Source organism: Halomonas sp. AOP13-D3-9 (assembly GCF_052379125.1).
Taxonomy (GTDB): Bacteria; Pseudomonadota; Gammaproteobacteria; order Pseudomonadales; family Halomonadaceae; genus Vreelandella.
In genome coordinates this window covers 92,669-107,260 of record NZ_JBQSYH010000013.1, presented here as the reverse complement: position 1 = coordinate 107,260, position 14,592 = coordinate 92,669, and the positions used below count along the sequence as shown (strand labels likewise).

Here is a 14,592-nt window from a genome sequence, read left to right as displayed (position 1 = left end):
GGTGGCGGTCAGCTGAGGCTGTCCAGCGCCCGGCGTAGCGCTTTGCGCTGGAATACCAGCTTCCAACGCCGCCCGCCTTGTTGATGCCACAATAACCCAAAGCGAATCCCTGCCATCAGGCAGGCGCGCACACGCTCGGGCATCATGCGGCTTTGCAATAGCGAGGGGTCACCCTGCACCACAATGCGGGTTTTAAAGGTGGAGATGGTCTCTTGGTAGGCTTCCCCCAGGCTGGCGACCACGTTTTCATGGGTAGCACCGAAATGCTCGGCCTGACCCTGAATGCGGGTGAGCTTTTGGCCCAGAGCGTCCATCATGTCATTGCTGGTGCGCAGTTTATTCATCAGCATCAGCAGCGAAAAACCGTAACGCAGCACCACCGGGTTCGCCTGCTTGCGGCCCACCAGGGCTTCTAAGGTATCCAGGCCACGGCGTAAGTTGTTGGGGTGCCCGCCGTAAATAGCTTCAAAGCTCTCCGGGTTGGTATCCACGGTGGCTTCAATCAGCGTTTCCCAGGCGCGCGGGTCGACTTGCCCGGTGCGGGCGAGTTCGTCCACCAGACTGGCGGCTTGGAACACGCCTGCTAACGCAAGCGCTTGGCGGGCAGACGGCGAGTCGGGCGCGCGATGAATCGGCGTGGTGGGATTCATGCAGCAGCCTCCGCGGCTTTCTTCCAGGTGGCGCGAATAACGCCGCCGCCCAAGCAAATGTCGCCATCGTAAAGTACCAACGATTGGCCGGGGGTGACGGCCCACTGCGGGTCATCGAAGGTAACCTCGACACCGCCGTCGGGCAGCACACGCATTTCGCAGCGGCAGTCGCTTTGCCGGTAACGCGTCTTGGCAGTAAAGCGACCCTGCTGAACCGGCGGCTCGCCCGCCACCCAATCCATGGCTTCCGTGGCCAGAGTGTCGGAGTAGAGCAATTGATCGTGCTTGCCCTGCACCGCGACCAGTACGTTGCGATCAAGGTCTTTCGCCGCCACGTACCAGGGCTCTTCTGAGTAGTTGGCCAGCCCGCCTATGCCTAAGCCTTGGCGCTGGCCCAGGGTGTAGTACATCAGCCCCATATGTTGGCCAATCACATCGCCGTCCGGCGTTTCAATGCTGCCGGGTTGGGCGGGTAGGTACTGCTGCAGGAAGTCGCGAAAACGCCGCTCGCCAATAAAGCAGATCCCGGTGGAGTCTTTTTTCTTGGCGGTAATCAGCTCGTGCTGTTCCGCTAACGCACGCACGGCGGGTTTTTCCAGCTCGCCCACGGGAAACAGGGTGCGCGCGATCGCGGCTTCCGGCACCGCATGTAGGAAGTAGCTTTGATCTTTATTGCCGTCCAGGCCTTTAAGCAGGCGCGGACGACTTTCGCTCATGCCTTGGCGGACATGCCCTTGACGAACATAGTGCCCGGTGGCGATTTTATCGGCACCCAGCATTTCGGCGTACTCAAGGAACACCTTAAACTTGATTTCCCGGTTACACAGAATATCCGGGTTGGGCGTACGGCCCGCTTTGTATTCGGCTAAAAAGTGCTCAAAGACATTATCCCAGTACTCCGCGGCAAAATTGGCGGTGTGCAGTTTAATGCCCAGCTTGGCGCAGACCGCTTCGGCGTCGGCGAGATCTTCTTTAGCGGTGCAGTATTCGGTGCCGTCGTCTTCGTCCCAGTTTTTCATAAACAGACCTTCCACCTCATAGCCTTGTTGCATGAGCAGAAGGGCGGAAACGGACGAGTCGACGCCGCCGGACATACCGACAATGACTTTGCCGCTAGTGGAGGGCTCGGTAGTGGTTGAACCATCGCTGGCTGGCTGGGTATTGGATGACATCGGCATCCTCAGTAAGAAATAGTGTGCAAAAGGTGGTTTGCTAAAAAGTGTTATGCAATTGGGTGGGGATTATACACGATGGGGGGTGATGGCTTCGAGTGCTTCACTCGCGAATAACCGCTAGCGGATAACTCGCTCCGCTGAGCGCATCCTCAATACGTTTGAGTACTAGTGGGCTGCGTAGACGTGACTGGTGATCTAAGGCGCGTATTTGCTCAAGTGTGAGCCAATGGGTGGAGAAAATATCGGGGTCAAGGGCGAGATCGAGCTTCTCAAGCGGCGCGGCAATAAAACCGTGGCTATGAAATGTCTGTCCTGCGTCGCTATGGAATACGTATAGGCCCAGGTAACCGGTGAGTGAGACCTGCCAAGCGGTCTCTTCCTGAACCTCACGCATAATCGCCGCGATAGGCCCCTCGCCGGGTTCGATATGGCCGGCGGGCTGGTTAAACACGCTCTGCGGGCCGCCGCGCTGCTCTTCTACCATCAAAAAGCGCTCACCCTGCTGAATCACGCAGGCTGCGGTGCTGCGAATAAGGCTCATCAGGGCTTCCTGCGCTTTGTGGTGGGTCTTGCTCGCTGGCGAGCAGGCGTATTGGCGGATCGAGGAGCGTGTAGCGTTTCCTTACGCCATTCGCCAGGGGCCAAACCGTCCAGCCTCCATGGGCCAATGGCGATGCGAATCAAGCGCAGGGTGGGAAAGCCCACGTGGGCCGTCATGCGGCGCACCTGTCGGTTACGCCCTTCGCTGAGGGTTAACTCCAGCCAGCTAGTCGAGGGGTGGCGCTTGGGGTCGATGGCCGGTTGGCGCGGCGCGGTAGTGGGAGGATCTATTCGCCGCGCCTTAGCGGGCTGGGTGGGGCCGTCTTTAAGGGTAATGCCCTGGCGTAACGCCTTGAGCGCCGTGTCATCAATGTGCCCTTCGAGCTGAGCCCAGTAGGTTTTGGGCTGCTTATGGCGGGGGTGAGAGATGCGGTGAATCAATTCACCGTCATCGCTGAGCAGCAGCAGGCCTTCAGAGTCGTAATCTAACCGGCCGGCGGGGTAAACATTATTGACATCAATATAGTCCGCCAGCGTTGGGCGACCCTCGCGGTCAGTGAACTGACTCAGTACCTGGAAAGGCTTATGCAGTAGATAAAGGTTGCTCATGAAGTCTCGTTGATACTCTATTTACTCGGTGCCTTTGGCATGTCGACCATGCGCATGGAGGGCAGCGCTGGTATACTCCGGCTACCTAATGGGGCGCCCATCGTTGAGCTCGCGCTCCGCTCAAGATTTCTTGCCACCGCAGCGAAAAGAGAGAGGTTAACGCAAAAATGACCAAAACGCCGAAGATCATCTATACGCTCACCGACGAAGCGCCTGCGCTCGCGACACACTCCCTGCTACCCATTATCGACGCATTCACCGATTCTGCTGGTATCCAGGTAGAGACCCGCGATATTTCCCTGGCCGCTCGCATCATCGCTCAGTTCCCCGACTATCTGAGTAAAGAGCAGCAGATCGGCGATCACCTGGCGGAGCTTGGCGAACTGACCAAGACCCCAGAAGCTAATATTATTAAATTGCCTAATATCAGCGCCTCACTGCCCCAGTTAAAGGCGGTGATCAAAGAATTACAGCAGCAGGGCTACAAACTTCCCAACTACCCGGAAACGCCCCAAACTGACGAAGAGAAAGATATCCAGGCTCGCTACGACAAAACCAAAGGCAGTGCCGTCAATCCCGTACTGCGTGAAGGTAACTCTGACCGCCGTGCGCCCTTGTCAGTTAAAAATTACGCCCGCAAATATCCTCACCGTATGGGTGAATGGAGCAGCGACTCCAAGTCTCATGTCGCGCATATGCGTGAAGGCGACTTCTACGGCAGTGAAAAGTCGGCGCTAATTGAAAAGGCCACCGATCTTAAGATTGAGCTGGTCGCCAAAGATGGCAGCACGACGGTACTCAAGCCGAAAACCTCGGTGCTGGAAAGCGAAGTGGTCGATGGTGCGGTGATGAGCCGTAACGCCCTGCGTCGTTTCGTGGCCGAAGAAGTCGCTGACGCCAAAGCCAAAGACGTGCTGTTCTCGCTGCACCTTAAAGCGACCATGATGAAAGTTTCTGATCCGATCATGTTCGGGATGGTGGTCAGCGAGTTTTATCAGGACGTGCTGAGCAAGCATGCTGATGATCTTCAGCAGGCGGGTTTCGATGCCAATAACGGTATCGGTGACCTCTACTCGACGATTAAATCGCTGCCAGAAGAGCGTCAGACCCAGATTCAGGATGAGATTCAGGCGCTGTATGCCGAGCGTCCGCGTTTGGCGATGGTGAACTCCCACAAAGGAATCACCAACCTACACGTGCCCAGCGACGTGATCATCGACGCCTCTATGCCCGCGATGATCCGCGACTCTGGTAAAATGTGGGGCGCCGACGACCAGCTACACGACGTTAAAGCAGTGATTCCAGATCGCTGCTACGCCGGTATCTATCAAACCGTGATTGAAGATTGCAAACAGCACGGTGCCTTTGATCCGACCACCATGGGCAGCGTGCCCAATGTGGGTCTCATGGCGCAGAAAGCTGAAGAGTACGGCTCTCACGATAAGACCTTCCAAATCCCCACTGACGGTACGGTGCGCGTTACCGATGCCAGCGGCAATGTCGTGTTAGAGCACAGCGTTGAACAGGGCGACATTTGGCGGATGTGCCAGACCAAAGATGCCCCGGTGCGCGATTGGGTGAAGCTGGCGGTTAACCGTGCCCGTGAAAGCGCCACGCCCGCTATCTTCTGGCTGGATGCCCAGCGCGCTCACGATGCTCAGTTGATCAAGAAAGTCGAAAGCTACTTGAAAGATCACGATACCACTGGCCTGGATATTCGTATCATGGCGCCGGAAGACGCCATGCGCTTCTCCCTGGAGCGTATCCGTAAGGGCGAAGACACCATCTCCGTCACTGGCAACGTACTGCGCGACTACTTGACCGATCTGTTCCCGATTATGGAGCTGGGCACCAGTGCCAAAATGCTCTCAATCGTACCGTTGATGAATGGCGGTGGTTTGTTTGAAACCGGCGCTGGCGGCTCTGCGCCCAAGCACGTTCAACAGTTGCTGGAAGAGAACCACCTGCGCTGGGATTCGCTGGGCGAGTTCCTGGCCCTGGCGGCATCCCTTGAGCACCTGGGCAGCACCTTCGATAACGCCCGGGCGAAAATGCTGGCTAAAGCCCTCGATCAGGCGAACGGTAAGTTCCTGGATAGCAATAAGTCGCCGTCGCGCAAAGTGGGTGAGCTCGACAACCGCGGCAGCCACTTCTATTTGGCGCTATACTGGGCAGAAGCCTTGGCTGAGCAGAGTGAAGATGCCGAGATGCAAGCCTTATTCGGTCGTTTGGCCGACGCGCTAACGGCCAAAGAGGCGACCATTGTCGATGAACTGAACAGCGTTCAGGGGCAGTCTGTCGATATTCGTGGCTATTTCCACCCGGATCTTGAGTTGGCTGGTCAGGTTATGCGCCCCAGCAAGACTCTTAACGAAACGCTGGCCATGGTCGCTAAGAGCTAATAGCAACCGCCCGCGATGAGGCTTGTTAACCCCCGTCCGCTCGGCGGGCGGGGGTTTCGTATTAAGTTCTCTATTCCACCCGATTCCACCCGCTCTTGCACTCCCTGTTACACCCTGTGATATTTTAATTTTTCCATGAACCCTTGCTGATCGAAAGCGTCTTAGCTAATAGTGAAAGTTAGTAGCCAATTAGCCATCGTGAGACCTGTAGACGCTTCCAGCGGTCAGTGTTGAGATAACCACCGTGCTGCTTATGCCCAACCTAGATAGTTCATGCTTGGCCATGCTACCCGTACAAGCGGGGATGACACGGCCAAATATGCCCGATGAAGATGGCGATATCGCGGTGCAGTCAGCAGAACCGGCGCTGGCGCAACCGCCGCTTTATAAGGTGGTGCTTCACAATGACGATTACACGCCGATGGAGTTCGTCATTGAAGTGCTGCAAGATTTTTTCAACATGGACAGCGAGACAGCCGTTCAGGTTATGCTCGCCGTACATACCCAAGGAAAGGGCACCTGCGGCGTATTTACGCGGGATATAGCTGAAACCAAAAGCTATCAGGTAAACGAATATGCCCGGGAGTGTGAGCATCCGTTGATAAGTGATATTGAGGCCGCCAATTAAAAACGTTGAGAAATAATTGGCGGTGAGGCTTGCAACCGTGCCATTTGTACCCGATGTTGAGAGTGCCGGTCGATTAAACTGATCCGACGCAAGCCCTAGGTGGCGATACGCCCTAGGTAGTAGCGAAAAGGGGACTGCCATGCTGAGCAAAGAACTTGAAATGACCCTGAACACGGCCTTCACCGTGGCGCGTTCAAAGCGCCATGAGTTTATGACCGTTGAGCACCTGCTGCTAGCGTTGCTAGATAATGCCTCAGCGGTAGACGTACTGAAGGCCTGCGGGGCGAACCTCGACAAGCTGCGGTCCGATCTGCAGGATTTTATTAACTCGACCACGCCACTGATTCCAGAAGGCCAGGGTGATCGCGAGACCCAGCCCACGCTTGGTTTTCAGCGTGTTTTACAGCGGGCGGTCTTCCACGTTCAGTCATCGGGTAAAAGTGAAGTATCCGGCGCTAATGTGCTGGTAGCGATCTTCTCCGAGCAAGAGAGCCAAGCGGTTTACTTCCTTAAACAGCAGAGTGTTGCGCGGGTTGATGCGGTCAACTACATCGCCCATGGTATCTCCAAAGTGGCTGGTCACGGGCCGTCTCCCGCTCCTTCTTCGTCAGAGAGCGAAGACGCGGAAGAGGGTGGCAATGAGGGCGCTGCGCATCCGCTCACGGGCTACGCTACCAACCTAAATGAGCAGGCGCGGCTGGGCAAAATTGATCCGCTGATTGGCCGTGACCACGAGCTTGAGCGCGTGGTGCAAATTCTGGCCCGGCGGCGCAAGAACAATCCGCTGTTGGTCGGTGAGGCAGGCGTGGGTAAAACCGCGGTGGCCGAAGGCTTGGCCAAGCGTATCGTTGAAGAAGATGTTCCCGACGTTATTGCCGATGCGGTGGTCTATTCGCTGGATATGGGCGCGCTACTGGCCGGTACCAAGTACCGTGGCGACTTTGAAAAACGCCTCAAAAGCCTGCTGAGCGAGCTACGCAAGCAGCCTAACGCGGTGCTATTCATCGATGAGATCCACACGGTGATTGGCGCAGGCGCCGCCTCTGGTGGTGTGATGGATGCGTCTAACCTGCTTAAGCCACTACTCTCTTCGGGCGAGCTGCGCTGCATTGGTTCGACCACGTTCCAAGAATTCCGCGGTATCTTCGAGAAAGATCGTGCCCTGGCGCGGCGCTTCCAGAAAGTGGATGTGATGGCGCCGTCGGTCGACGACACCATCAAAATCCTCAAAGGGTTGCGTTCACGCTTTGAAGAGCACCACGAACTGAAGTATACCGATGGCGCGCTTGAGAGCGCGGCACGTTTAGCGGATCGCTACATCAACGACCGCTTCCTGCCCGACAAAGCGATTGATGTGATTGATGAGGCGGGCGCTCACCAGCGTCTATTGCCGCCGGAAGTGCGCCTCAAGACCATCGACGTCGAGCAAGTGGAAGCCGTGGTGGCATCGATTGCGCGTATTCCGCCGAAGAGTGTTTCAAGCTCTGACCGCAAGCTGCTAGAGAAGCTGGATCGTGACCTGAAGATGCTGGTGTTTGGTCAGGATGAAGCAATCGATAGCCTCTCAGCGGCCATTAAGCTTTCCCGGGCAGGGCTTAAATCCCCCGATAAGCCCGTCGGTAGCTTCCTGTTTGCTGGCCCCACAGGGGTGGGTAAAACCGAAGTGGCCAAGCAGCTTGCGCATATTATGGGCATCGAGTTGGTGCGCTTTGACATGTCGGAGTATATGGAGCGTCACACCGTATCGCGTTTGATCGGTGCGCCCCCGGGTTACGTTGGTTACGACCAGGGTGGTCTGCTGACGGAAGCGGTCACTAAGCAGCCGCACTGCGTGCTGCTGCTGGATGAGATCGAGAAAGCGCATCCGGAAGTCTTTAACCTGCTGCTGCAGGTCATGGATCACGGTCGCTTAACGGATAACAATGGCCGTGAAGCGGACTTCCGCCACGTTATCGTGATCATGACCTCTAACGCCGGTGCTGAGCAGGCATCGCGCCGCTCAATCGGCTTCCAGCATCAAGACCACTCCACCGATGCCATGGAAGTGATTCGCCGGACCTTCTCGCCGGAGTTCCGCAACCGTCTGGATGGCATTATTCAATTCCATTCGCTGCCGGTTTCGGTGGTGCGCAACGTCGTCGACAAGTTCTTGATTGAGCTGCAGGCGCAGCTGGATGAGAAGCGTGTTCAGCTGGATGTGGACGATATGGCGCGAGATTGGCTGGCCGATAAAGGCTACGATCCTGACATGGGTGCACGCCCAATGGCGCGCCTCATTCAAGAGAAGCTGAAGAAGCCATTAGCCGAGATGATTCTGTTTGGCGAGCTGGCTGACCAGGGCGGCATTGTTCACGTCAGCCTGGAGGAGGGCGAGTTGCACCTTTCCACAGAGACTGAAATGGCAGACGCGCCCTGAAAAGGGCGCTAAGCCGCATTAAAGCCCATCACTTATGTTGTACCCACAAAAACGCAGCGCCCTGTCTTTGACGGGGCGTTGTCGTTCTTAGTCAGCAGTCATCAACCCGCTGAGGGCTTAGCGCGAACGGTATACGATACGGCCTTTGGACAGGTCGTACGGTGTCAGCTCTACTTTTACCTTGTCGCCGGTCAGAATGCGGATATAATTTTTGCGCATTTTGCCGGAGATGTGAGCAGTAACAACGTGACCGTTTTCCAGCTCAACCCGAAACATGGTGTTCGGAAGGGTATCGACGATAACGCCTTCCATTTCAATATGATCTTCGCGTGCCATATAGGCATGTCCTCACTTATGAGTTAGTGATGTAATAACCGGCCAGAATTTGAGTGCCGCTAGGTGGGCGCTCAAGAAACAGCGCTATATTGTGCCGTAAGCCCGCCGTCAAGGCAAAAAAGCTGGCATGTTTAGCGAATTAACGGCCGCCAATGGCGCCCATCAAGGATTTCCAACGGCGCAAACGCCTGCTTGTAGCGCATCTTACGGCACTCTTCGATCCAATACCCTAAATAAAGGTGCGGCAGCGCTTTTTCTCGGCTGAGTTCAATGAGCTGGAGAATAGCAAAAGTGCCTAGCGAACGCTTGTCTAAGGCCTCGCTCACGGCAAAGAAGGTGTAGATTGCCGAGAGCCCATGCTCCAACTGGTCAAAAGCGGCTACCCCGACCAGTTCGTCGTCGAGGTACATCTCCATTAGATGGGCATAGGGCTCATCAAGGGTGAGAAAAGTGCGATACTGTTCGCGGCTGGGCGGGTACATATCGCCGTCGGCATGGCGCTGGCGAATGTAGTTAGCGTAGAGCGAGTAGTGGCTTGATGCAAAGTGAGCGGGCACGACACGCACGCTAATATCGGCGTTGCGGCGCCAAATTTTGCGTTGCGTGCGGTTAGCCGCAAACTGTTCAACGGGAATACGCACCGAGCGGCAGGCGTTGCACCCCTCACAGTGAGGGCGGTATAAATGGCGCCCGCTGCGACGAAACCCTAACAGCGCCAGCGAGTCATAGACACCTGGGACTGGCGACTCCTGAGGGTCGAGAAACAGTGTCGTCGCCTCTCTACCGGGTAGATAGCTACAGGCATGGGGCACGGTAAGGAAGAAGCGCAAATCCCGCACCGGGCGACGCGGAGTGTTACTGCTCACGGCTTGCCTCCTTGTTGAAAGAAAGGGTTGAAACAGAATAAGTTCGTCACTATGCATTACCCTCAGCGGCAATCGCGTTTAGCCACAGCGATGCGGGAACAGTGGGTGTCTCAGTGGTTGATGAAGTGAACGTAAACGCCTTCTCGGGCAACCAGTTTTTAAGATAGTTGATGAATGCCTCGCGGGCGACTGTAATAGCGCCCAGGCTCTCCAGGTGGGGCGTATGCATTTGGCAGTCGATGAGTTTGCCACCGTGCTCGCGCATGGCCCTGGCAAGGTGGGCCAGCGCTACCTTTGAGGCATCCGGGGCGCGGGAGAACATCGACTCGCCGAAAAACACTGGGCCCATGGCAATGCCATACAGCCCGCCCACTAATTGACTGTTTTGATGGACTTCAATGCTATGGGCAATGCCCAAGGCATGCAGCAGGCTGTAGGCGTCGCACATGTCATCCGTGATCCAGGTGCCCGCCTCTTCGCCACGTGGGGCGGCGCAGGCCTGAATTACCTGGTCGAAGTGTTGATCCAGGGTGACATGGAAGCCACCATGCCGTAATCGTTTGGTTAGGCTACGACGCTGCTTAAATTGCTCTGGTAGGAGTATCATGCGCGGGTCTGGACTCCACCACAGAATGGGGTCGTCGTCGCTGAACCAGGGAAATATGCCCTGCCGATAGGCTTCTACCAGCCAGGCGGGAGAGAGCTCACCGCCAGCGGCCAGCAGGCCATTGGGCGCCTCTAGGGCGTTATGCGTAGCTGGAAATGTAGGATGTGGCGAGGAAAGCCAGGGTAGCATTACTTGCTCCTGTTGCAGCGTGCTCTGTGACGGCGGAAGGATGCTCGGTATCATGCAAACTCGCAAGTGGATTAAAGACGCCATTGAGGTGTAAAGGGAGAGTCGCTTGAAAGTGAATAAAGCAGTCAACAAGCGAACGCAGCGTAGCGCGCGTCAAACACCATCATCGGCTTCTTCTGCGCGTGTTAACGCCGCAAAGGATAAGGCTCGTCGTTTTGGCCTGCGCTTACAAGGCTCCGTACGCGAAGGCGTAGTGGTAATACTGCTGGCGCTGTGTGTATTTTTTTTATTAGCGCTATTTAGCTACCACCCGTCTGATCCAGGCTGGTCTTATCAGGGCCCGGAAACCGATGTTCGTAACTGGATGGGCCAAGTAGGCGCCTGGCTAGCCGATGTCTTCTATTCACTGCTTGGCGCCAGCGCATTGTGGTGGCCAGGCATGTTTGGTTTTGCCGCCTGGTGGCTGATTCGCTCGCGCCAGGTGCGTTTTGAGCTCGACCCGGTGGCGATTGCCGTGCACGCGGGCGGCTTGGTGCTGCTTATTTTTGGCACTACCATGCTGGGGGCGCTGCACTTTTATCACCCTGAAAGCATGCTGCCTTACGCCTCTGGCGGTATTTTGGGCGAAGGCCTGGTCGGCGCGCTTAGGCCGCTGGTAAGCAGTGGCGGCGTGGGGCTAATCGCCGCGGCGTTAATTTTAAGTGGCTTTCCGCTGTTTAGCGGTATGTCATGGCTGCAGGTGGCGGATGAACTCGGCAAGCGACTATGTCGCCTGGGCAGCTGGTTATCGGCGCGTCGGCAGTCTCGCCGCATGCGCGCAGCGCAACGTGCGGCTGCTAAAGCCGCCGCTAAGCCTACGCCGAAACCAGAAGCTAAGTCTCCAGTACAGCCTGAAGCTAAGTCTTCACTAGCGCCTGAAAGTAAGTCTCCAGTAGCGCCTGAAGCCGCACCCGCGGAGACTAAGCCCGACGCTGTGCCTGCGGCGGAGCCCGTCGGCAAAAGCCCTAGCGGTCGCGAGCGCCGTGAGCCAGGCTTGTCTATGCCGCTTTCGGGCAGCACGTCAGAAAGCAGCGAGACCACGGACACTTCGATTCCCTGGGAAGCGGCGGCTTTTTCAAGCAATAAGCATGTGCCAGCTAAAACGCCCGCACCTATCGCTTCTACACCTAACACCTCTACACCTGCCGCGGAGCCAGCCGATAGCAGCGCGCAAAAGGCAGCAGCGCCGCGCGAAAATGCCTTTGTCCAGGCTGAGAAACCGGCAGCGGTGGCTGAGACGCAGACACCTGCGTTTGAAGAGCCCAAAGAAGCCGACACTGCCTTCCCGCTGCGTGCGACGCGTCAAGAAGAGCCGCCAGCGCCTGCGGAAAGCCGCTTTTTTGTCGACGACGAAGTCCCCACCGAGGCCGAGCAACGTGTTAGCGAGGCTGAGCGTGCGCCTGAACGCATTGTTGCACCTGAACCTGCCCGTAGACCTGAACGGGTGGCTGAGGTCGTCCCGGAGCCAGTGTGGGACGATGAAGAGCTGGATGATGAAGAGCTGGACGATGAAGAGATAGGCAATGCGCCGCCTACGCCAACCCCGGCAGCCCGTCAGGAGCCCACCTTCGCGCCCGACGAGAGCACGCCAGAAGCGGATGAAGGACCTGCACTATGGACCGTGGAGCATTTGCAGAGCCAGCGGCCTGCTTTTGAGACCTTTGACGAGCCCGAAGGCGACGTGCCGAGCCTGCAACTGCTGACGCCAGCAGAGCCTTATCAGCCCAACTACAGCGACCAGCAGTTGGCCGATATGGCTGAGTTGCTTGAAGTGCGGCTGCGCGAATACGGCGTCAAGGCAGAAGTCGTCGATACCTGGCCTGGGCCGGTCATTACGCGCTTTGAGATTAAGCCTGCCGCGGGCGTCAAAGTGTCTAAAATCAGTAACCTAGCCAAAGACCTGGCACGCTCACTGATGGTCAAAAGCGTGCGGGTGGTCGAGGTGATTCCCGGTCGCCCCACGGTGGGGATCGAAATACCCAACCCCAACCGTGCCATGATCCGGCTGCGCGAAGTCATCGACTCCGACCGCTATCAACAGGAGACCTCGCCGCTGACCATGGCGCTTGGCCAGGATATTGGCGGCAGCCCCGTGGTCGCTAACCTGGGCAAGATGCCCCATCTGCTAGTCGCGGGTACCACCGGGTCGGGTAAATCAGTGGGCGTTAACGCCATGCTGATTTCGATGCTGCTGAAAGCGAAGCCCAGCGAGCTGAAGCTGATCATGGTCGACCCGAAAATGTTGGAGCTGTCGGTGTATGACGGCATACCCCACCTGCTGGCGCCTGTGGTCACTGATATGAAAGAGGCGGCCAACAGCTTGCGCTGGTGCGTGGCCGAGATGGAGCGCCGCTACAAGCTAATGGCAGCCATGGGGGTGCGTAACATCGCGGGCTTCAATGGTCGCCTGGATGAAGCCGAGCGCGCCGGGGCTCAAGTGGCCGACCCGCTCTGGGAGCCGCAGCCCTGGGAAGTGCACCAGCCCCATCCGGTGTTGGAGAAACTGCCCTACATTGTCGTGGTGATCGACGAGTTTGCCGATATGTTTATGATTGTCGGTAAAAAGGTCGAAGAGCTGATTGCGCGCCTGGCACAAAAAGCCCGCGCTGCCGGTATCCATTTGATTCTGGCGACCCAGCGGCCCTCGGTGGATGTAGTGACGGGCTTGATTAAAGCCAACATACCATCAAGGATGGCGTTTCAGGTCTCATCTCGAATCGATTCGCGCACCATTCTTGACCAGGGCGGCGCCGAAAGCCTGCTGGGGCATGGCGATATGCTCTATCTGCCCGCGGGCTCTGGGCCGCCTAACCGCATCCATGGTGCCTTTGTGGATGATGACGAAGTGCATCGGGTGGTCGATGACTGGAAGCGTCGTGGTGCGCCGGAGTATATCGAAGAGATTCTTTCTGGCGGCGTCTCTGCCGATGCCCTAACCGGCCTTGAGGCTGAAGGGAGCGATGGCGACGATGCGGAGCAGGACGCGCTCTACGATGAGGCCGTCCAGTTTGTCACCGAAACACGCAAAGCCTCGATTTCTGCGGTGCAGCGGCGCTTTAAAATTGGCTACAACCGAGCTGCGCGCTTGGTTGAGGCTATGGAGGGCGCTGGCGTAGTGACGTCCATGGGTTCCAACGGGGCGCGGGAAGTGCTGGCGCCGCCGCCGGTGGGCCACTAACCGCGCGCAATTATGCAATAAGCGTGAAAGTAACGCCGTAGGTGAAACCCCACGGCGTTTTTCACGTCTGACTGTTACGTTTCCGAGTGAGGCATGAGCGTTTACACCGGCCTCAGTTATTTTTAACAAGCTTCGTTATTTAGCAACGGTTATCTGTCAACGGTTGCCTAGGGAGATCATATGCGCGATACGCAAACAAAACGTCCTTCACAACTGGCATTTGCGGCCAGCGCTTTGGGGTTAACATTTGGTGCTCCCGCTTTTGCGGATGACGCGGCCGAACGTTTGACCGAGCGGCTGGATCCGCTTGAGCGCTATCAAGCCGACTTTGAACAGCAGATTCTGGATGGAAGTGGCGAGCGGATGCAGAGCGCGCGGGGGCATATGTGGTTATCCCGCCCAGGCATGCTGCGTTGGGAAGTGGAAGCGCCGTACTCTCAAACCGTGGTGTCCGACGGTGAAGATGTGTATATGTACGACCCTGACCTTGAACAGGTCACCGTTCAAGAGATGGATGATCGGGTCACCCATACCCCGGCGTTGTTGCTGTCGGGAAGCGTAGATGATCTAGCCGAAAGCTATGAGGTTTTCTACGAGCAGGATGGGGGAGATGATGTCTTTACCCTGGTGCCTATCTCTGCCGACACGCTGTTTGAAGAGTTGAGCATGGTGTTTGAAGGTGAAGAGTTAAGCGAACTGTGGATGATGGACAGCACCGGCCAGCGCACCTCGATTACGTTTAGCAATATTACCCTCAATGGTGAGATTGCGTCAGACATGTTTGATTTCGAGATTCCCGAAGGCACCGATGTGATTCGCGAAGAGCTTTAACGAAGAAGCGATCAGCAGAGTGATCGGGGTGCCGAGAGTCATTGCTTCTAGATAGCCTGATCGCCCGACAAGTCGGGCTCCTGCATTGGCTGGGTGCAGGCACAGGGTGTTGTAGGAGCGCAATTC

Annotated in this window: 12 protein-coding genes; 5 read left to right on the top strand and 7 right to left on the bottom strand. The window is 56.9% G+C overall.

Going from position 1 to position 14,592, the window contains the following annotated elements; genetic code table 11:
* Positions 1–8: 8 nt before the first annotated feature.
* From hflD to ACT3UM_RS15410, 4 genes are all read right to left on the bottom strand, one after another.
* Complete coding sequence (gene hflD, locus ACT3UM_RS15425) at positions 9–650, bottom strand: high frequency lysogenization protein HflD (RefSeq protein ID WP_035577673.1); 642 nt, start codon at positions 648–650, stop codon at positions 9–11.
* Positions 647–1,822, bottom strand: a complete 1,176-nt coding sequence (gene mnmA, locus ACT3UM_RS15420; protein WP_261377597.1) for a tRNA 2-thiouridine(34) synthase MnmA — start codon at positions 1,820–1,822, stop codon at positions 647–649. Before mnmA ends, hflD begins: the two co-directional genes overlap by 4 nt.
* Before the next feature lie 103 nt (positions 1,823–1,925).
* Complete coding sequence (locus tag ACT3UM_RS15415) at positions 1,926–2,366, bottom strand: NUDIX hydrolase (protein ID WP_498900202.1); 441 nt, start codon at positions 2,364–2,366, stop codon at positions 1,926–1,928.
* Positions 2,366–2,974 (bottom strand): pseudouridine synthase, encoded by a 609-nt coding sequence (locus ACT3UM_RS15410; protein WP_498900200.1) that lies wholly within the window; start codon positions 2,972–2,974, stop codon positions 2,366–2,368. Before ACT3UM_RS15410 ends, ACT3UM_RS15415 begins: the two co-directional genes overlap by 1 nt.
* 167 nt (positions 2,975–3,141) lie before the next feature.
* Between ACT3UM_RS15410 and ACT3UM_RS15405 the strand changes: the two genes are divergently transcribed.
* The 3 genes from ACT3UM_RS15405 to clpA all read left to right on the top strand — a co-directional run bounded on the left by ACT3UM_RS15405 (position 3,142) and on the right by clpA (position 8,420).
* Positions 3,142–5,376 (top strand): NADP-dependent isocitrate dehydrogenase, encoded by a 2,235-nt coding sequence (locus ACT3UM_RS15405; protein WP_498900198.1) that lies wholly within the window; start codon positions 3,142–3,144, stop codon positions 5,374–5,376.
* A gap of 319 nt (positions 5,377–5,695) precedes the next feature.
* Positions 5,696–6,004, top strand: coding sequence for an ATP-dependent Clp protease adapter ClpS (gene clpS / locus ACT3UM_RS15400; protein WP_035538640.1), 309 nt, complete (start codon positions 5,696–5,698; stop codon positions 6,002–6,004).
* Between the two features lie 139 nt (positions 6,005–6,143).
* Positions 6,144–8,420 (top strand): ATP-dependent Clp protease ATP-binding subunit ClpA, encoded by a 2,277-nt coding sequence (gene clpA, locus ACT3UM_RS15395; RefSeq protein WP_035577685.1) that lies wholly within the window; start codon positions 6,144–6,146, stop codon positions 8,418–8,420.
* A 117-nt stretch (positions 8,421–8,537) separates the two neighbouring features.
* Here clpA and infA read toward each other — a convergent pair whose 3' ends face one another.
* The 3 genes from infA to aat form a co-directional block, all read right to left on the bottom strand.
* The gene (gene infA / locus ACT3UM_RS15390) at positions 8,538–8,756 is read right to left on the bottom strand and encodes a translation initiation factor IF-1 (RefSeq protein ID WP_007111068.1); all 219 of its coding nucleotides are present in this window, start codon (positions 8,754–8,756) and stop codon (positions 8,538–8,540) included.
* A 131-nt stretch (positions 8,757–8,887) separates the two neighbouring features.
* Entirely contained in the window at positions 8,888–9,622 is a 735-nt protein-coding gene (locus ACT3UM_RS15385) for an arginyltransferase (RefSeq protein ID WP_144810180.1), read from the bottom strand.
* Positions 9,623–9,671: 49 nt separating this feature from the next.
* Positions 9,672–10,418 carry a leucyl/phenylalanyl-tRNA--protein transferase gene (gene aat / locus ACT3UM_RS15380; RefSeq protein WP_498900196.1) on the bottom strand — a complete coding sequence of 249 codons (747 nt, stop codon included), beginning with the start codon at positions 10,416–10,418 and terminating at the stop codon, positions 9,672–9,674.
* Between the two features lie 106 nt (positions 10,419–10,524).
* Between aat and ACT3UM_RS15375 the strand changes: the two genes are divergently transcribed.
* Together ACT3UM_RS15375 and lolA are read left to right on the top strand one after the other, a co-directional pair.
* Positions 10,525–13,635 carry a DNA translocase FtsK gene (locus ACT3UM_RS15375; protein WP_498900194.1) on the top strand — a complete coding sequence of 1,037 codons (3,111 nt, stop codon included), beginning with the start codon at positions 10,525–10,527 and terminating at the stop codon, positions 13,633–13,635.
* A 180-nt stretch (positions 13,636–13,815) separates the two neighbouring features.
* Positions 13,816–14,466 (top strand): outer membrane lipoprotein periplasmic chaperone LolA, encoded by a 651-nt coding sequence (gene lolA, locus ACT3UM_RS15370; protein ID WP_498900192.1) that lies wholly within the window; start codon positions 13,816–13,818, stop codon positions 14,464–14,466.
* Positions 14,467–14,592 lie beyond the last annotated feature (126 nt).

Excerpts from the sequence above, each read along its gene's own strand:
- hflD (WP_035577673.1), bottom strand. The coding sequence starts at position 650 with ATGAATCCCACCACGCCGATTCATCGCGCGCCCGACTCGCCGTCTGCC.
- mnmA (WP_261377597.1), bottom strand. The coding sequence starts at position 1,822 with ATGTCATCCAATACCCAGCCAGCCAGCGATGGTTCAACCACTACCGAG.
- ACT3UM_RS15415 (WP_498900202.1), bottom strand. The coding sequence starts at position 2,366 with ATGAGCCTTATTCGCAGCACCGCAGCCTGCGTGATTCAGCAGGGTGAG.
- ACT3UM_RS15410 (WP_498900200.1), bottom strand. The coding sequence starts at position 2,974 with ATGAGCAACCTTTATCTACTGCATAAGCCTTTCCAGGTACTGAGTCAG.
- ACT3UM_RS15405 (WP_498900198.1), top strand. The coding sequence starts at position 3,142 with ATGACCAAAACGCCGAAGATCATCTATACGCTCACCGACGAAGCGCCT.
- clpS (WP_035538640.1), top strand. The coding sequence starts at position 5,696 with ATGCCCGATGAAGATGGCGATATCGCGGTGCAGTCAGCAGAACCGGCG.
- clpA (WP_035577685.1), top strand. The coding sequence starts at position 6,144 with ATGCTGAGCAAAGAACTTGAAATGACCCTGAACACGGCCTTCACCGTG.
- infA (WP_007111068.1), bottom strand. The coding sequence starts at position 8,756 with ATGGCACGCGAAGATCATATTGAAATGGAAGGCGTTATCGTCGATACC.
- aat (WP_498900196.1), bottom strand. The coding sequence starts at position 10,418 with ATGCTACCCTGGCTTTCCTCGCCACATCCTACATTTCCAGCTACGCAT.
- lolA (WP_498900192.1), top strand. The coding sequence starts at position 13,816 with ATGCGCGATACGCAAACAAAACGTCCTTCACAACTGGCATTTGCGGCC.